The sequence below is a fragment of the Corticibacter populi genome, assembly GCF_004217315.1.
Taxonomy (GTDB): Bacteria; Pseudomonadota; Gammaproteobacteria; order Burkholderiales; family Burkholderiaceae_C; genus Lampropedia; species Lampropedia populi.
Genome location: NZ_SGWR01000003.1, coordinates 14,134 through 31,375, shown reverse-complemented (window position 1 = coordinate 31,375; position 17,242 = coordinate 14,134). Strand labels below are relative to the sequence as shown.

Sequence of the window (17,242 nt, the reverse complement as noted above, 5' to 3'; positions counted from 1 at the left end):
CATGACCATGAACCAGCCCAAGCACCTCTCCCTGTCGCCAGCGCTACGCCGCGCCCCCCGCTCCATGACACTGAGCCTGATTGCCGCCGCCGTATTGGCCGGCTGCGCCGTCTCACCACCAGCCGAGCACAGCAAACAAGACTTGCTGCTGCAGGCCAGTGCCGATCAGCGGGAGATGTTTGCCAATCAAGAGCCCGTCAGCGCCCCGATTACCCTGGATGAAGCCATTGCCCGCGCCGTCAAATACAACCTGCAGCAGCGCCTGGCGCTGATGGAGCGCGCACTGGAGGACAACCTAATCGACGTGCAAAAACAGGGCATGCTGCCCAAGCTCACCGCCCGGGCTGGGCTGCGCACGCGCAGCAATGACTACGGCTCGTCGAGCGAATCGCTGGCGACCGGCGTCGAATCCCTGGTGCCCTCGACCAGCCAGGAGCGCACCAGCAACTCGGCCGATCTGCAAATGACCTGGAACGTGCTGGACTTCGGCCTCAGCTACTTCGGCGCCAAGGCACAGGGCAACAAGGCACTGGCCGCCGAGGAGCGCCGCCGCCGCGTGGTCGCCGACATCATCCGCGAGACCCGCGCCGCCTACTGGAACGCTGTCACGGCCGAGCGCCTCAAGGATCAGGTCGGCGACACCCTGGCACAGGCCCGTCAGACCCTGGACTATGCCCGCCAGACCGAGCAAAAGCGTCTGGTCGCCCCAATCGTGGCGCTGCGCTACCAGCGCGATCTGCTCAACATGGTGCGCCAGACCGAGGCGCTGGACAACGAACTGGCGCAGGCCAAGGCCCGTCTGGCGGCGCTGATGAACCTGGCTCCCGGAACTTCCTTCACGCTGGCCGCGCCTGACGCCACCGCGCTGCAAGCGCCGCGTCTGGCCTACGAACTGCAGGACCTGGAAGCACTCTCCATGGTGCGCCGCCCCGAACTGCGCGAGGAAGGCTACCTGGCCCGCAACGCCGTGCTGGAAACGCGCATGTCGCTGCTCAAGCTATTCCCCAACGCTGCGCTGTTCGGCGGCCTCAACTACGACAGCAACAAATACCTGGTCAACCAAAACTGGGCCGACGCCGGCGTGCAGGTGAGCTGGAACCTGCTCAACGTGCTCTCCTGGCCCGCCATCGAACGCGCCGGGGAAACGCGTGAGCAGGTCGCCGACCTGCGCCGCCAGGCACTGCGCATGACCGTGCTCACCCAAGTACACGTCGCTTGGCTGGAGCGCGAGCGCGCCGCCGCTGCCTTCGAGCGCGCACAAGAGCTCAGCCGCCTGCAGGACGCCATCCGTACCCAAACCGAAAACGCTGCGCGCAGCAACTCCGAAACCCAGCTCGAACTGGTACGCGCCCGCGTCGAGACCCTGCTGGCCACCCGCGCCCGTGATCTCAGCTACGCCGAGTTGATCAATGCGCAGAACACCGTCTACCAAGCTGCCGGCATCGACCCGCTGCCCGAACGCATCGATGACGAAAGCGTCGCCGGCCTGGCCCGCAGCATCGCCGAGACCAGCCGCCTGATCGAACGCGGCCACATCGAGGTGCCCCGCTTTGCCAGCCTGAATGCCCCGGCAGAGATCGCCGTGCCAGCCAGCGCGCAGCCGCAGCCCATTGCCCGAGCCCCGCGGCCCGCTCCGGCACTGCGCACCGTGACCGGCCAGCCGTGGGAACACTTGGGCTCCGTCGGCTCCGCTCCCATAGCCGAAGTGGCAGCCGTTGCCGACGCTGCCGAGGCAGGCATTGCTACCCCCGTTCGCTGACAGGATGACCATGACCCAGGCACCTGACACCACTTTCCCGTCTGGAAGCTGGGTGGACATTGCGGCAGTCTCGCTGCTGCTGACGGTTGTTCTGACTCAGCCCGTCGCTGCACAACAGTCTGCATCCGCCAGCGCCGAGCTGCCCGGCACCGGCGGCACCCGAGCCCAACTCGTGGCTGTGCGGCACGCCGTGATTTCCAGCGAACTCGCCGCCAAAATCAGCAGCCTGCCGGTGCGTGAAGGACAGGCTTTCCGCAAGGGCGACACGCTGGTAGCCTATGACTGCTCGCTCAACCGTGCGCGGCTGGAGCGCGCCACGCAAGCAGAGGCCGCGGCACGGGAGAAGCTGGACGTTGCCGAGCAACTCGACCGCCTGGGTTCCATCAGCCAGGGCGACGTCGCGCAGGCCCGGGCCGCCGTCGCCGTTGCCAAGGCGGAAAGCAGCGTCGAGCGCGTCATGGTGCGCCGCTGCATCATCAGCGCGCCCTTCGCCGGCCGCGTGGGCGAAACCTATGTGCGCGCCGCCGAACATGTGGCCGAAGGCAAGGAACTGCTCAGCATCTACGACGACAGCGCCTTCGAGGTCGAAACCATCGTGCCCTCGCGCTGGCTGGCCTGGCTCAAGCCCGGCTATCCCATGCAGGTTGTGATCGATGAAACTGGCCAGACCTACACCGCCAAGGTCGCCCGCATCGCCGGCGCAGTCGATCCGGTCAGCCAATCGGTCAAAGTCATTGGCCACCTCGACAACCAGCGCGCGCAGGATGCCGCCCCGCTGTTGCCGGGCATGAGCGGCAGCGTTCTCGTCGCGGCACCTGATACCGCACCATGATGCCAGCACGCGACCCAAACGACGCCCCCCCCCTCAGCCGCCGCCTGAACACCAATGGCAAACCCGCGCCTGACACGGCAAACGGCGCAGCCCAAACACCATCGACGCCATCCGCTACCGCAAGGCCCGCCAGGCAGGCGGCGCCCCGGCGACCCGCGACTCCTGCAGCCCCGACGGCCGCCAACTCGGACGACCCTGGCGCCGTGCTGGCGGCGCTGGCCCGGCTGGAGCAGCGCGCCCGCGCCTGCACCGATGCGCAGGCCTTGGGTTTTCTGATGGTCAACGACACCCACGCGCTGGCGCCCTACCGTCAGGCCGCGCTGTGGCTGCGCGAGCCCGGTGATGGCGACGGCCGCATCGCCGCGCTCTCCGGGCTGGCCGTGCCTGACCGGCATGCCCCCTTCAACATCTGGCTGGCCCGGCAAATCGCCCACCACGCCGACTCAGCCGCCGGGCACAGTGCTGGCGCCATGCCCCGGCCCGACGCGATGCAGGTGACGGACGATGCCGCCCGCTGGACCGAGCACCTGCCAGCCCATGCCTGGTGGCTCCCCCTGCCGCTGCAAACCCGCGCCAATGGCACGGCCCCAAGCCCAAACGATGCGCAGGCAGGCCTGCTACTGCTGCGCGATACGCCCTGGCTGCCGCGCGATACCACGGCACTAAACCTGCTGGCCGATGCCTACGCCCACGCCTGGCGCGCACTGCGACTGGCGCGGCAGGCCAGACCAGGCCTGAGGAGCTTGCGCAGCAGTCTGGCGCACAGCAAGCGCCAGCGCTGGATCATGGCGCTGGTGGCAGTCGCACTGTTATTGCTTTTGCTACCCGTGCGGCAATCGGTGCTGGCACCTGCTGAAGTGGTGGCGCGCGCCCCCGAAGTCGTGCGCGCACCGCTGCAAGGCGTGGTCGATCGCATAGACGTGCAGCCCAACCAGAGCGTCACCAAAGGTCAGTTGCTGGCCGCGCTGGATTCCCGTGAATTGCAGGGCCGCCTGGAAGCAGCGCGTCAAACCCTTGCCGTGGCCGAGGCCGAATGGCGGCGCGGCCAACAGCAGGCGCTGTTCGACCCCCGCACCAAATCAGAGTTGGGCCTGCTGCAGGGCAAGCGCGACCAGGCCGCCGCCGACGCGGACTACTACGCCCAGACCATCGCTCGCACCGAGCTGCGCGCCGAACGCGACGGCATCGCGCTGTTCGACGACCCGGCCGACTGGATCGGCCGCCCCGTGGCACTGGGCGAGCGCATCATGCAGGTGGCCGACCCGCGCGATGCCGAACTGGATGTGTCGCTGCCCGTCGCGGATGCCATCGCCCTGCCCGAGGATGCCGAAGCGCGCCTGTTCCTCAACGCCGCGCCGGCCGCCCCCATCGCTGCCACCGTGTCACGGGTCGGCTACCGCGCCACGCCCACCGCCGACGGCACGATGGCCTACCGCGTGCGCGCCCGCTTCGATGCGCCCATCGATGACAACGCGCTGCTGCGCGTCGGCCTCAAAGGCACGGCCAAGCTGTATGGCGAACGCACCGTACTGGCCCTGTATCTGCTGCGTCGGCCGCTGGCCACGCTGCGCGTCTGGTTGGGGCTGTGATGCCAACAGCCGCCGCCTTGCCGCCGCAGTCCGCACTGCCCCGCGCCGCGCCGCCCGGCACAGCCGCGGCGCTGGCACCGCTGCGCGAGGAACTGCTGCTGCACCGGGCGCCTTCCGGCCACGATGGCGCGCCCGCTTGGACGCTGGAAGACCCCGGCCGCAACCAGTTCTTCCAGATCGGCTGGGCAGAGGCCGAAATGCTGGCGCGCTGGCACTTGGGCGCCCCGCAGCGCGTGGCCGAGGCCGTCAGTGGCCAGACCACGCTCGACATCACCGCTGCCGACGTCGAGGAGCTGGCACGCTTTCTCGATGCGCAAAGCCTGCTGCAAATGCGCGGCGCCAAGACCTGCGAGCGCTACCAGCGCGAAGCCCAGGCGCGGCACAGCCGCAACTGGGCAAGCTGGGCCCTGCACAACTATCTGTTCGTGCGCATCCCGCTGGTACGGCCGGACGCCTTTCTGGAGCGTACGCTGCCTTGGGTGCGGTGCGTGTTTCTCAACCGCCGCTTCGCGCTGGCCACCGCGCTGACGGCACTGCTCGGGCTGTTTCTCGTCACCCGCCGGTGGGATGCCTTCGTCCACACCTTCCTGCACTTCTTCACGCCCGAAGGCGCGGCCATTGCCGCACTCACGCTGGCCTGCACCAAGGTACTGCACGAACTCGGCCACGCTTATGTCAGCAAGCACCACGGCTGCCGCGTCGCCAGCATGGGTGTGGCCTTCATGGTGCTGTGGCCGGTGCTCTACACCGACACCTCGGGCGCCTGGCGGCTGGCCAGCCGGCGCCAACGCATGGCCATCGGCGCGGCCGGCATGCTCACCGAAACGGCACTGGCCGCCTGGGCCACGCTGGCCTGGAGCTTCCTTCCCGATGGCGTGTTGCGCAGCGCCGCCTTCATGCTGGCCACCACCACCTGGCTGCTGACGCTGGCGGTCAACCTCAACCCGCTGATGCGCTTCGACGGCTATTTTCTGCTGGCCGACGCGCTCAACGTGCCCAACCTGCAGAACCGCTCCTTCGCGCTGGCGCGCTGGCGGCTGCGCGAATGGCTGTTCGGCTTCGGTGACGACAAGCCCGAAGTCTTCGCCCCATGGCGCGAGCGCACGCTCATCGTCTATGCCTTCTGCGTCTGGGTGTACCGCTTCTTCCTGTTCCTGGGCATTGCGCTGCTGGTCTATCACTTTGCCTTCAAGCTGCTGGGCATTCTTCTGTTCGCCATCGAAATCATGTTTTTCGTGATCCGTCCCATCTTCACCGAACTCAAGGCTTGGGTGCAGCGCCTGCGCGCCGGTGGCGCGCGCTGGAACCGCCGCAGCGCCTGCACGGCTGCGCTGCTGACTGCCGCCCTGCTGCTGCTCGCCCTGCCCTGGCATGCGCGCATTGCCGCGCCGGCCCTGGCCCGCGCGGCCGAGCAGGCCCGCCTGGTCGCCCCGACCGGAGCCCGCATCGAGCACATTCTGGCCGAGCCGGGCCAGGCCATCGCCGCCGGCAAGCCACTGTTCGTGCTGTCTGCGCCTGACCTAGAACATGAGCTGAACACCCTGCGGCGGCGCATGGCCGTGCTGGCCTGGCAGAGCGACTTCCATGCCATCAGCCGCGAAACCGCCACCGCCGTACCGGTGGCGCAGCGCGAACTGCAGGCCGCTGGCGAACGTCTGGCCGTGCTGGAGCGCCAGCAGGCCCAACTGACGCTCGTCGCCCCCTTCGACGGCATATTGGCCGATCGCGCCGAACCATTGGCCACAGGTGACTGGGTAGCCGCTGGCGAATGGCTGGGCACGCTGGCCGCGCCGGAGCACCGACTGGTGGAAGCCTACATCACCGAAAACGAGCTGCACCGCGTGCGGATTGGCGACGCGGCACGCTTCGTCCCCGAAGACCCCGGCCAGCGCGCCTGGACGCTGCGCGTCATCGATATCTCCGCCACCGCGACCCGCCGGCTGACTGCCGCGCCCGAGCTGGCCTCGCCCAATGGCGGCGGCATTGCCGCCGAGCGCGCACCGCCTTCGGCCCGCGCCGAACAACAACAGTCCGAAGGCGGTGAATGGGTACCGGAGCAGGCGGTCTACCGCGTCCTGCTGCAGCCGAACGCGTCGCATACGCCCGAGGCAGTGCCGCTGCAAGTGCTGCGCGGCACCACAGTCATCAACGGCCAGACCGAGAGCCTGCTGCACCGGGCCTGGCGTCAAGTCACCGCGGTACTGGTACGGGAAAGCGGCTTTTGAAGATGCAACAACCACCCAAGCAAAAGCCCCAGCGGCAAGTACGCTTGAGATGCGTGACATATGTGCTTGCCTGTCTCGCCATCTGGATGATCGGCGCATGCGTCAATGCCGCTGCCTTCTTGTGGCTACCGTCATTGGTGCTCAACAACTGGGCTTTCGGGCCTGCACGGCTTGGCAGCATTAACTTCAGTCTGGGCCTGAGCCTCGCAGGGCTTGCCATCGCAGGTTTGCTGAGCCTGCTGCAGTGCCGACTTGGGCAGGAGCACCATCATCCTTACCGTTACTGGCGAGCACTGCTGACGGGTCTGATCAGCTACCTGCTGCTCATGCTCGCATTGGTGCTGTGGCTGAGCGCTCAGCCGGGGGGCCTGCACTGCCATGGTGGCTTTTGGCACTGCCTGCAGCGGGGTGCTACAGGCTGGCTGCTCATTAGCGGCTACGGGGCACTGTTCAACAGCGCCAACCTGCTGGTCACCGTCCCCGGCGTTCTGTGGCTCTGGCACCGCGTCATCCTTCAATACCACCAAACGCCTGCAGAAAAACCACTTGGTTTTCTTAAAAAATTTTAACGTGCGAAGTATGAAGGCCTGCTGTAAAAACGGCTTATTCGAACGTCCATGCGACCACCTTTGGCGCTACTGCACTATCCATCCATCACGATCATGATCACTGCAACACTCGAACGTCCGCAGCTCTCCGCTCGACTCAAACTGGAGACCAATGCCCAGCATGAACGCATGCATCAACTGATGGAGTATGGCGCCCCGTTCTCCAGCCCTGAGGCGTATACCCGCTTTGTGGCCGCGCAGTATCTGTTCCAACGTGATATCGAGCACTTGTTTAAGAACGCCGCAGTGCAAAAGGCCGTGTCGGACTTACATGTACGCGGCCGCCTGGAAGCATCGCTGGCCGACCTTAAGGATCTGGGTGCCGAAGTGCCGCAGGACCGGCTCGCCAGTGCCGATGTGGCCATGCCCGAGGCGCTGGGCTGGCTCTATGTCTCGGAAGGGTCCACACTGGGCGCAGCTTTCCTCTTCAAGGAAGCGCAGGCCAGTCTTGGCTTCTCGGCGGCATTCGGCGCACGCAATCTGGCCGCTTATCCGGAAGGCCGTGCCACGGTCTGGCGCAGGTTCGTCGCGGCCCTCGACAATGATGCGATCGGCAATGAGCAACACGACGCCATCATTGCAGGAGCAAATGCCGCTTACGACCGCTTCGGTGAACTGCTGACGCGCTACTTCGGTCAGGCCTGATGTTCGGATCAGCCTGGCCGCATGTGCGAACCAAGCGACGGCAGAAACAGTTGCCGGTGCAACCGGTCACCACTGCCAGATCACGGCTGACGCAAGCACTGCTGTTGGCGCTGGCCGTGAGCTGCTTGGTACTGGCTGCACTCGGTGCCATACTCCCTGGGCTGCCCAGCACCGAGTTCATACTGCTCGCGGCTTGGGCCGCCGCGCGCAGCTCGCCGCGTTTTCACGCATGGATGCTAGAGCACCCGCTGTTCGGCTCTACGCTTCGCTGCTGGCAGGACGGCAGGTGCGTGAGCCGGCGCGCCAAATGGCTGGCCAGCTTCTCGATGACGACCTGCTCCATCTTGCTGATCGTCTCCGTGCCACATCCCTGGCTGGTGGCGGTGGCCATCGCCTGCATGCTGGCCGTGCAGGTCTGGCTGTGGAAGCAGCCTGAAACAGTTGCGGCAGTTGCCCATGCCGCCACGGTGTCAACCAGCGGTGTCGACTGCACCGATCAGACAACACTGGCCTCGCGCGCTCAAGCTCCACCAGAGCCATAAATCACCGGCGAGCCGACCAGCGGCGCCGTCTCAGACACCACGACGAACGCGATCAACCAGTTAATTGATACACTTCACCTCCCGCGCCGCAGCTTCGAGTTCAGCGCGCCATGCAGCGCGTCGCTAAGCAGACCAGACGTCTTGCCATGCGGTACGCGACGATCTCGCCGTTGTACAAGTCCATGCAGGCCGACAGGTAGAGCTTGTGGCCCTTCACGTTGAACTCGGTGACATCGGTCGCCCACTTCTGGTTGGGCGCGGTTGCGCAGAAGTCGCGCTGCAGAACGTTGGGCACCTGCGCATCACTCATGCCTGCAACATGACCGGAGCGCTTCTTTGCGCGAATCAACGCGCGCAGCCCCATCTTCCGCATCAGACGCTGCACGCACTTGTAGTTGACCGGTTCCTGCGTCGATCGGCATAACGCAGCCGTGATTCGTCTGTAGCCATAGCGACCCTTATGCTCGTCGTAGACAGCGCGGATCTTGGCCTTCATGGAGCTTTGTTGATCGCGTTGGATCGCTTGGCACTGGTAGTAGAACGTACTGCGCACCACGCCTACTACCTGCAACAGGTCCGCCAATTTATGATGACGCCTCAACCCGGCAATCAGACGCGCTTTGTCGGCGCAGCTGACCTCTTCGACCGGATTAAGGCCTGCATTTTTTTAGGTACGCGACCTCCGCACGTAGTCGATCGTTCTCTTCGCGCAGGGCCTGCGCCGCATCGGTTGCGACTATGTTCGCCGGCGCTGCACAGCGTCGTTTTGGCTTCATCTTGGGACGCTCTTCTTTCTCGCTCTTGAGAGCCTGCAGGCGGCCTTGATCGATATTGCGTCGCCAGATCACGACTTGGTTGGGATTGCGGATGCCATAGATCGCCGCGACCTGGCGGCTGAAGAGCTGTTCGCGATCTTGATGGGTCAGCACCTGCAGTTTGAACTGCGCACTGTACGTGCTGCGCTTGGGGCGCAAGCCGTCAATGCCGTGCAGGCGGTAATGGCTCACCCAGGTGCGAATCTTCTCCTCGGGCACCGCCAACCGGCGAGCCAGCAGCTTCGCGCCCCCTTCGCCCGCCAAGAAGCTCTGGACGACTTCCAGCTTGAACTCCGTTTTGTACTTCTTCGTGAAACCCCTTGAAGTTCGTCCAACTTCTGGGGGTCAGTTCAATACCGGGCGATTCAAACGGTACTACTAGAGACCCGATCTAAACTCCTACTATTGAAACGGCTTTCGTGTTGAGGTACGCCTCCATCGCCTCGGGCCCACCCTCCGTGCCGTAGCCGGAGTCTTTGATCCCACCAAATGGCAACTCGGCCGATGGCGTGGCCGGCTGATTGATCCATAACATACCGGTCTCGACTCTATGGGCCAGCAGTTGGACGTTCTTAAAAGACTGGGTGAATGCGTACGCGGCCAAACCGTAGGACAGGCGATTGGCTTCGGCAATCGCATCTTCAAGCCGTTCAAACGGCAAGATTCCCGCAATGGGGCCAAACGGCTCCTGGTTGAAAAGGTCGGCTTCGGTCGTTTCCACGCGAACAAGCGTTGGAGCAAAAAAGTTGCCAGCCGATCCGACGCGATGACCACCAGTCAACACATGGGCGCCGCGTTGACGGGCATCTTCGACCAACTGCTCCATGGCGGTGACGCGACGCGGATTGGCCAGCGGCCCCAGCGTGGTGCCTTCTGTCAGACCATCGCCCAGTACCAAGCCTTCAGCATGGTGCTTGAAGGCCTGCGCAAACGAGTCGACGATGCTCCTGTGCACTAGAAAGCGCGTTGGCGAGATGCAGACCTGGCCGGCATTGCGGAATTTGGCTGCGCCCACGGTTTTTACGGCCAATTCGACGTCGGCGTCTTCGGCCACGATGACTGGCGCGTGGCCACCCAGCTCCATGGTGACGCGCTTCATGTGCAGGCCTGCCAGAGCGGCCAGTTGCTTGCCGATGGCGGTTGACCCGGTGAATGTGACCTTGCGGATGATTGGGTGCGCGATCAGGTGGCTGGAGATTTCTGCCGGATTGCCGAACACCAGCCCCACCACGCCGGCCGGCGCGCCTGCGTCGACGAAGCAACGCAGCAGTTCAGCTGGCGAGGCCGGGGTTTCTTCTGGCGCCTTGCACAGAAACGAGCAGCCGCAGGCCAGCGCAGCGCCGATCTTGCGCACGATCTGGTTTACAGGAAAGTTCCAGGGTGTGAAGGCGGCGACGGGGCCGATGGCTTCCTTGAGCACCATTTGCTGCGCGGCGGTGTTGCGGCCCGGAACGATGCGGCCATACACACGCCGGCCTTCATCGGCAAACCATTCGATGATGTCTGCGCCAGCGTCGATTTCGCCAAGCGCCTGGACAAGCGGTTTACCGTTTTCCAGCGTCAATAGCCGGGCGATGGCGTCGCGGCGCTCGCGCAGCAAGGCGGCGGCCCGGCGCATGACGGCGGCACGCTCATAGACCGAGGCATCGCGCCAGATTTCAAAGCCTTGTTGCGCGGCAGCGAGCGCGCGGTCCAAGTCGGCGATGCCGGCGTGGGCGACCTGGCCGATGACCTGGCCAGTGGCCGGGTTGTGTACGGCAATGGTGTTGCCGCTGATGGCATCGACCCATTCGTTGGCGATCAACAATTGAGTGTTGGGATAGGAGACAGTCATGGATGGGATTTCAGAGGGTGACGCGGTGGCAATGGCTGCACTTTGATTGTGCAGGCGATCCTGTTGCGGAAGCTGCGGTTAAGCGGCTTCCTGAACACGTTCTTTGAAGACGTTCTTATTGGTTGAGACGGATGTTGGCCGTCTTGATGACGTTGCCCCACAGCGCTTGCTCCGACTGCACGAAGCGGGTGAACTCGTCGGGAGACATGGGCATCGGCTCGATGCCGATTTCTTCGAGCTTGCCGCGGGTCTGGCTGTCGTGGAGCGCGTCCGTAAGTGACTGGCTCAAACGCGCCACGACGGCGTCGGGCAGTTGCGCTGGGCCCACCAAGCCTTGCCAGGCATAGGCCTCAAAGCCGGGCACGCCCGCTTCCGCAAGCGTTGGCACATCGGGCAAAAGCGGCAGGCGCTGCGGGGTGGCCACGGCGAGCACGCGTACTTTTCCGCTTCGGATGGCCGAGAGGCTGGGGGGCAGATCGGTGAACATCGTCTGCACCTGGCCCGCCATCAAATCCTGCAGCGCCGGCGCCGAGCCCTTGTATGGCACGTGCATCAGATCGGTACCGGTGCGCTGCTTGAACAGCTCCAGCGCCACGTGCTGGGGTGAGCCAGCGCCGGGGGTGGCATTGGAGATCGCACCGGGCGACTTTTTCACCAGTTCCAGCAACTCCTGCACGTTTTGCGCGGGAAAGTTGGGCGTGACGGCCAGCACCAGCGGCATGCGGCCGAGCCCGCCGATCAGGGTGAAATCGCTGTTGGGGTCGTAGCTCAGCGACGTGTACATCGCCGGGTTGAACGCCAGCGTGCCGGAATCGGCGGTGCCAATGGTGTAGCCATCCGGTTGGGCGCGCGAAAGCGCGGTTGCGCCAATGATGGTGGCTGCGCCTGGGCGGTTGTCGATCACGATGGACTGGCCCAGGTCCTGGCCCATGCGGCTGGCCAGGTTGCGCGCCATCACATCGGTCGTACCGCCAGGTGCATACGGCACGATCCATTTCAGGGGCTGGTTGGGATAGGCCGTAGTCTGGGCCTGGGCGGCGATGCTGCAGCTGAGCAGGGCTGCAGCGATGGTGCTTACGAGAGCGTGGTTCATGGTGTTGTCTCCTTGCGCGATGGCAATGGTGGTGGTTGTGGTGAAGCGCTGGTGTTGCGCGCACCCTGCATGGCAGGGCGCCGCAGTTTTCTCTTCGTTCAGAAGATGTCGGGTTCCGGCACGGGCTTGCCGAAGGTGGTTTCGAGGAAGTCGAAGTCGCAGCCCTCGTTGGCCTGCTTGATGTGGCGGCCGAACATCCAGCCGTAGCCGCGCTCGTAGCGCGGCGGTGCCGGCGTCCAGGCGGCGCGGCGCGCGGCCAGTTCCTCGTCGCTGATCTCCAGGTGGATGGTCCGCGCCGGCACGTCCACGGTGATGCGGTCGCCGGTTTTCACCAGTGCCAGCGGGCCGCCGATCGCCGCTTCGGGCGCGCAGTGCAGCAGGCAGCCGCCGTAGCTGGTGCCGCTCATGCGCGCATCCGACAGACGTAGCATGTCCTTGACGCCCTGCTTGAGCAGCTTGGTGGGGATGGGCAGCATGCCCCATTCGGGCATGCCGGCGCCCAGCGGGCCGGCGTTGCGCAGCACCAGAATGTCGTCGCCGGTGACGTCCAGATCCGGGTCGTCCACGGCCTTCTTGAGGCTCGGATAATCGTCGAACACCAGTGCGCGGCCAGTGTGGCGCAGCAGGTGCGGCGCCACGGCGCTGGGCTTGATGACCACGCCGTCGGGCGCCAGGTTGCCGCGCAGCACAGCGAGCGCACCCTCGGCGTAGATCGGCTTGTCCAAGGGGCGGATCACGTCGTCGTTGTAGACCTCGGCGCCGGCGATGTTTTCGCCGATGGTCTTGCCGTTGACGGTGAGCGCCTCGGTCTTCAGGTGCGGGCGGATGCGCTCGAGCATGCCGCGCAGGCCGCCGGCGTAGAAGAAGTCTTCCATCAGGTAGGCGTCGCCGCTGGGGCGGATATTGGCGATCACCTGCACACGGCGGCTGAAGGCGTCGAAGTCGTCCAGGCTGACGGGGTGGCCGGCGCGGCGCGACATGGCGATCAGGTGGATGATGGCGTTGGTCGAGCAACCCATGGCCATCGCGCAGGCGATACCGTTCTCGAAATTGGCGCGCGTGAGCATCTTCGCGGGCGTGAAGTCGTCCCACACCATCTGGACGATGCGGCGGCCGCACTCGGCACTCATGCGGATGTGGTTGGCGTCGGCTGCCGGGATGCTGCTGGCGCCCGGCAGCGCTAGGCCCACGGCCTCGGCGATGCCCATCATGGTGGCGGCGGTGCCCATGGTCATACAGGTGCCGTGGCTGCGCGCGATGCCGGCTTCCATCTCTTTCCAGGCCTGCTCGGACAGGCGCCCGGCGCGGCGCTCGTCCCAATACTTGAAGGCGTCCGAGCCCGAGCCCAGCACCTTGCCCTTCCAGTTGCCGCGCAGCATGGGCCCGGCGGGCAGATAGATGAAGGGAAGGCCCATGCTAAGCGCTCCCATCGTGAGGCCCGGTGTGGTCTTGTCGCAACCACCCATCAATACGGCGCCATCGACGGGATGGCTGCGCAACAGCTCCTCGGTTTCCATCGCCAGGAAGTTGCGGTAGAGCATGGTGGTGGGTTTGACCATGCTCTCCGACAGGCTGATCGCCGGCAGCTCCAGTGGAAAGCCACCCGCCTGCAGCACGCCGCGCTTGACGTCTTCGACGCGCTGCTTGAAGTGCGCGTGGCACTGGTTGGCGTCGCTCCAGGTGTTGACGATGGCGATGATGGGCTTGCCCATCCAATCCTCGTAGCCGTAGCCCATTTGCAGCACGCGCGAGCGGTGGCCGAAGGAGCGAAAGTCATCGGGGGCAAACCAGCGCGCGCTGCGCAGGCTCTCGTAAGGTATAGCCATGGTGGGATTCTTTTGTAGAGAAGTCTGGCTGCGCTGCGCGCAGACACAGCACGCGCTACCGCCGGCAAGGGGCCAGTCGACTGCGGACTTGTTGCAATGAGTTAAAGGACTTTGCCTGGATTCATCAGGCCTACTGGATCGAGTGCTTGCTTGACGCGCCGCATCACATCTAGCTCGATGGCGCTCTTGTAGAGCGGCAACTCATGGCGCTTGAGCTGGCCGATACCGTGCTCGGCGCTGATACTGCCGTGCAGGGCGGCGACTGCATCGTGGATCACCTGATTCACCGCATCGGTCTGAAGTTGCCAGGACCCAGGCTCAATGGCAGCGGGGGCGCTGACGTTAAAGTGCAGGTTGCCATCGCCCAGATGCCCGTAGACGATGGGCCGCGCGCCGGGGAACGCCTGGGCCAGTTGCGGCAACATCGCCGCCACGAAGGCGGGGATGCGGGAGATGGGCAGCGACACATCGTGTTTGATGTTGCTGCCATCCATTTGCTGGGCGTGCGTGATGTTCTCCCGCAGCATCCACAGGGCTTGCCCTTGGGCCACGTTGCCAGCCAGTGCGACGTCTTCCAGCTGACCGTCTTCCATGCAGGCCATCAGGGCCGTCTGCATGGCCTCGCGTAATACGGCATCGTCGCCACCATCGGCGGCCTCCATCAGCACGTACCAGGGCCAGTCGCCCTGCAGCGGCGCAGGCGTGTCAGGAAAGTAATGGCGCACCAGTGCGATGGCTTCACCGGATATCAGCTCAAACGCTGTGAAGCGCTCGCCCAGGCGCTGACGCATGGCCCCCAGTAACTGCACAGCCTGTGCGACGCTGGCGACACCGGCAAAGGCTACGACGCGGGCATCGGGCGCGGCAAACAGCTTGACGGTGGCGGCGGTGATGATGCCCAGCGTGCCCTCGGCACCGATGAACAGCTGCTTGAGGTCATAGCCGGTGTTGTCTTTGCGTAGCCCCCGCAGCAGATCCAGGCGCTCGCCATCGGGCAGCACGACCTCTAGGCCCAGCACCAGATCGCGCGTGTTGCCGTAGCGCAGCACCTGCACGCCACCGGCATTGGTGGCAATGTTGCCGCCGATCTGGCACGAGCCTTCCGCCCCGAGCGAGAGCGGAAAAAGACGCCCAACTGCAGCTGCCTGCTGTTGCAGCGTTTGCAGCACGCAGCCAGCCTCTACGGTGGCAGTGTTGTTCTCGACGTCGATGTCCAATATGCGGTTGAGGCGCCCGAGTTGCAGCACCACTGCACGGGGGCCAGTGCTGCCCGGCACCGAGGCACCGCACAAACCAGTGTTGCCGCCTTGTGGCACGATCGCTACGCCCGTGGCTGCGGCTAGGCGCACGATGGCCTGCACCTCTTCGGTGTTGGCCGGGCGCAGCACCGCTAAAGCCGGGCCCTCAAACTTATTGCGCCAGTCGCGCGTGTAGGCCGACAGGTCATCGCCGCGGTCGCTGGAGAGCACGTGGGCATCGCCAATGAGCGCACGTGCTCGCGCCAGCCAGGATTGGGAGTCGAAAGACATCGAAAACTCTTTTAGTAGGAGGTGGTGGCGCCAGCGCCGGTTGCGCTGCGACCAAAGCGGGCGGCGGCTGCATCCATGGCATCGCGCAACAGGATCGTGTCCAGCGCCACGGCGATGAACTGAACGCCAAGGTCCAGGCATTCGCGCGCGCGCTGGGCATCCACCATCAAAATGCCCGATGCCTTGCCTGTGGCGCGGATGCGGGCCAGAGCATCGTTGATGATGCGGGTGACTTCCGGGTGTCGCATCTGGCCGGCATAGCCCAAGCTGGCGGAGAGGTCTGCCGGGCCAATGAAGATGCCGTCAACCCCGTCCACTGCTGCGATGGCTTCGATCTGATCAAGTGCCTCTGCCGTTTCAACCTGGACTAGCAGGCACAACTCGTCAGCGGCGCGCGCAACGTAGTCGGTGGTGCGCCCAAAGTTGGAGGCTCGGGTTGAGCCGCCCATGCCGCGGATTCCTTCAGGCGCGTAGCGCATCGCGCGCACGGCCGATTCGGCTTCTTGGGCGTTCTGCACGAAAGGCAACAGCAACGTTTGCGCGCCAAGATCCAAGTAACGCTTGATGAGCACCGTGTCGTTCCAGGCCGGACGCACCACAGCGTGCGTGGGCAAGGTGCCGGGCGCGGGCTGGGCAGCCGCCAACGCACGCAACTGTTCGAGCATCAAAGGCACGTCGGTGGGCGTGTGCTCGGTGTCCATCAACACCCAGTCGTAGCCGGCGCCGCCGATCAGTTCACTCACAAAGGGCGAGGGGATGGTGGACCAGATGCCGATCTGCGGCTGGCCCTCGCGCAGAGCGCGCTTGAAGTGGTTGACTGGGAGCACGGTTACTGGACCTCAATGTTGGCTTTTTCCACCACGTCGATCCAACGAGCGACTTCTGCAGCGACGAAATCGCGGGCCTGTTGCGATGTGCCGGGCGTTGGTTCATTGCTCATAGTCGCCAGCCGCTCAACAAAGTCTGCTTCGGCGAGGATGCCCTGGGTGGCATCGTTGAGTCTCTGCACGATGTCATCCGGCAAACCGGCTGGGCCAGCAAGGTTTGCCCATGAATAGTTAACGACCTGCGGTTGGCCAGCTTCGGCCATGGTGGGCACATCGGGCAGAGCAGGAAGACGGCTCTCGCTGGTTACTGCTAGTGCATGCAGCTTGCCGCTTTGCACGAACGGAATGGCGGAAGTAGCGGGTACGAAGAGCAGGTCGGCGTGGCCACCGGTTAAGTCGGCCATCGCGGGCGAGTCTCCTTTGTAAGGCACGGCGTTGAAGCTGATGCCAGCGCTTTGTTTGAGCAGTTCGGTCGTCATGTGGCCCGACGAGCCGATGCCGGTCAGGGCCATATTGAGCGAGTCGGGATTGGCTTTTGCCATATTCACGACGTCAGCCAATGTTTTCTCGTTCAGGGTGGGTGCTGCCAGCAGCAGCATGGGGCCACGACTGATCATGGCAATGTGGGTGAAATCCTTGCGCGTGTCGTATTTGACGTTCTTGTTCACCAGTTGATTGATGGCGTGTGAGCCAGGCCCACCGATGATCAGCGTGTACCCATCGGGTTTAGCTCGCGCGACGAAATCGGAGCCGAGTGAGCCGTTAACGCCCGGCTTGTTCTCCACGACGACGGTTTGATTCAGCGCTTTGGACAGTCGATCACCTACTAGACGCCCGATTGCATCGGTTTGTCCGCCTGGAGGAAATGGAACGATCAAGCTGATTGGTCGGCTTGGATAGTCTGATTGCGCTGCAACTGTCAGCGGCGCGAGCGCTGCCGCAGCCAAGAGCAAAAGAAGGTGCCGTCGATAAACTCCGCGAACTTTAACCATCGTTGTCTCCGTCATGAATGATTGCGCAATCATTTCAGTTTTAACGGCGCGTATCCATTCGGGACTACTATTAGATTTAGTCTGCAACGCATGGTTGCTGTCAGTGCTATCATGACAACGCAATCA

13 protein-coding genes and 2 pseudogenes are annotated in these 17,242 nt (G+C 64.6%); 7 read left to right on the top strand and 8 right to left on the bottom strand.

The features are described 5' to 3' along the window. Positions 1-7 precede the first annotated feature (7 nt). From EV687_RS10990 to EV687_RS10960, 7 genes are all read left to right on the top strand, one after another. A complete protein-coding gene (locus EV687_RS10990) occupies positions 8-1,759 on the top strand; it encodes a TolC family protein (protein WP_207226445.1) in 1,752 nt (583 codons plus the stop codon). Between the two features lie 10 nt (positions 1,760-1,769). Further along, entirely contained in the window at positions 1,770-2,591 is an 822-nt protein-coding gene (locus EV687_RS10985; RefSeq protein WP_162846594.1) for an efflux RND transporter periplasmic adaptor subunit, read from the top strand. Next, positions 2,588-4,180, top strand: coding sequence for an RND family efflux transporter (locus EV687_RS10980; protein WP_207226444.1), 1,593 nt, complete (start codon positions 2,588-2,590; stop codon positions 4,178-4,180). The genes EV687_RS10985 and EV687_RS10980 overlap by 4 nt, the downstream gene beginning before the upstream one ends. Further along, on the top strand, positions 4,180-6,405 hold the full coding sequence (locus EV687_RS10975) for an efflux RND transporter periplasmic adaptor subunit (RefSeq protein WP_122228860.1): 2,226 nt from the start codon (positions 4,180-4,182) through the stop codon (positions 6,403-6,405). Before EV687_RS10980 ends, EV687_RS10975 begins: the two co-directional genes overlap by 1 nt. Before the next feature lie 2 nt (positions 6,406-6,407). Next, positions 6,408-6,974, top strand: a complete 567-nt coding sequence (locus EV687_RS10970; protein WP_130466493.1) for a hypothetical protein — start codon at positions 6,408-6,410, stop codon at positions 6,972-6,974. 93 nt (positions 6,975-7,067) lie between these two features. Further along, entirely contained in the window at positions 7,068-7,658 is a 591-nt protein-coding gene (locus EV687_RS10965; RefSeq protein WP_122229023.1) for a biliverdin-producing heme oxygenase, read from the top strand. Then, the gene (locus EV687_RS10960; RefSeq protein WP_207226443.1) at positions 7,658-8,200 is read left to right on the top strand and encodes a YbaN family protein; all 543 of its coding nucleotides are present in this window, start codon (positions 7,658-7,660) and stop codon (positions 8,198-8,200) included. The genes EV687_RS10965 and EV687_RS10960 overlap by 1 nt, the downstream gene beginning before the upstream one ends. 100 nt (positions 8,201-8,300) lie before the next feature. Here the strand turns inward: EV687_RS10960 and EV687_RS10955 are convergent. The 8 genes and pseudogenes from EV687_RS10955 to EV687_RS10920 form a co-directional block, all read right to left on the bottom strand. Further along, positions 8,301-8,816, bottom strand: a pseudogene (locus EV687_RS10955) (IS3 family transposase); the annotation flags it as partial. 34 nt (positions 8,817-8,850) lie between these two features. Continuing rightward, positions 8,851-9,312 (bottom strand): annotated as a pseudogene (locus EV687_RS10950) (transposase); the annotation flags it as partial. Between the two features lie 94 nt (positions 9,313-9,406). After that, a complete protein-coding gene (locus EV687_RS10945; RefSeq protein WP_122228868.1) occupies positions 9,407-10,849 on the bottom strand; it encodes an NAD-dependent succinate-semialdehyde dehydrogenase in 1,443 nt (480 codons plus the stop codon). Positions 10,850-10,964: 115 nt separating this feature from the next. Further along, on the bottom strand, positions 10,965-11,942 hold the full coding sequence (locus tag EV687_RS10940) for a Bug family tripartite tricarboxylate transporter substrate binding protein (protein WP_122228870.1): 978 nt from the start codon (positions 11,940-11,942) through the stop codon (positions 10,965-10,967). Positions 11,943-12,040: 98 nt separating this feature from the next. Further along, positions 12,041-13,768 (bottom strand): L-arabinonate dehydratase, encoded by a 1,728-nt coding sequence (gene araD / locus EV687_RS10935; protein WP_122228872.1) that lies wholly within the window; start codon positions 13,766-13,768, stop codon positions 12,041-12,043. 101 nt (positions 13,769-13,869) lie between these two features. Further along, positions 13,870-15,297, bottom strand: a complete 1,428-nt coding sequence (locus EV687_RS10930; RefSeq protein ID WP_122228874.1) for an FAD-binding oxidoreductase — start codon at positions 15,295-15,297, stop codon at positions 13,870-13,872. Positions 15,298-15,308: 11 nt separating this feature from the next. Further along, positions 15,309-16,124, bottom strand: a complete 816-nt coding sequence (locus EV687_RS10925) for an HpcH/HpaI aldolase family protein (RefSeq protein ID WP_122228876.1) — start codon at positions 16,122-16,124, stop codon at positions 15,309-15,311. A 2-nt stretch (positions 16,125-16,126) separates the two neighbouring features. Further along, positions 16,127-17,116 (bottom strand): Bug family tripartite tricarboxylate transporter substrate binding protein, encoded by a 990-nt coding sequence (locus tag EV687_RS10920; protein ID WP_122229027.1) that lies wholly within the window; start codon positions 17,114-17,116, stop codon positions 16,127-16,129. Positions 17,117-17,242 lie beyond the last annotated feature (126 nt).

Excerpts from the sequence above, each read along its gene's own strand:
- EV687_RS10920 (WP_122229027.1), bottom strand. The coding sequence starts at position 17,116 with ATGGTTAAAGTTCGCGGAGTTTATCGACGGCACCTTCTTTTGCTCTTG.
- EV687_RS10960 (WP_207226443.1), top strand. The coding sequence starts at position 7,658 with ATGTTCGGATCAGCCTGGCCGCATGTGCGAACCAAGCGACGGCAGAAA.
- EV687_RS10975 (WP_122228860.1), top strand. The coding sequence starts at position 4,180 with ATGCCAACAGCCGCCGCCTTGCCGCCGCAGTCCGCACTGCCCCGCGCC.
- EV687_RS10940 (WP_122228870.1), bottom strand. The coding sequence starts at position 11,942 with ATGAACCACGCTCTCGTAAGCACCATCGCTGCAGCCCTGCTCAGCTGC.
- EV687_RS10930 (WP_122228874.1), bottom strand. The coding sequence starts at position 15,297 with ATGTCTTTCGACTCCCAATCCTGGCTGGCGCGAGCACGTGCGCTCATT.
- araD (WP_122228872.1), bottom strand. The coding sequence starts at position 13,768 with ATGGCTATACCTTACGAGAGCCTGCGCAGCGCGCGCTGGTTTGCCCCC.
- EV687_RS10970 (WP_130466493.1), top strand. The coding sequence starts at position 6,408 with ATGCAACAACCACCCAAGCAAAAGCCCCAGCGGCAAGTACGCTTGAGA.
- EV687_RS10945 (WP_122228868.1), bottom strand. The coding sequence starts at position 10,849 with ATGACTGTCTCCTATCCCAACACTCAATTGTTGATCGCCAACGAATGG.
- EV687_RS10965 (WP_122229023.1), top strand. The coding sequence starts at position 7,068 with ATGATCACTGCAACACTCGAACGTCCGCAGCTCTCCGCTCGACTCAAA.
- EV687_RS10980 (WP_207226444.1), top strand. The coding sequence starts at position 2,588 with ATGATGCCAGCACGCGACCCAAACGACGCCCCCCCCCTCAGCCGCCGC.
- EV687_RS10985 (WP_162846594.1), top strand. The coding sequence starts at position 1,770 with ATGACCCAGGCACCTGACACCACTTTCCCGTCTGGAAGCTGGGTGGAC.
- EV687_RS10990 (WP_207226445.1), top strand. The coding sequence starts at position 8 with ATGAACCAGCCCAAGCACCTCTCCCTGTCGCCAGCGCTACGCCGCGCC.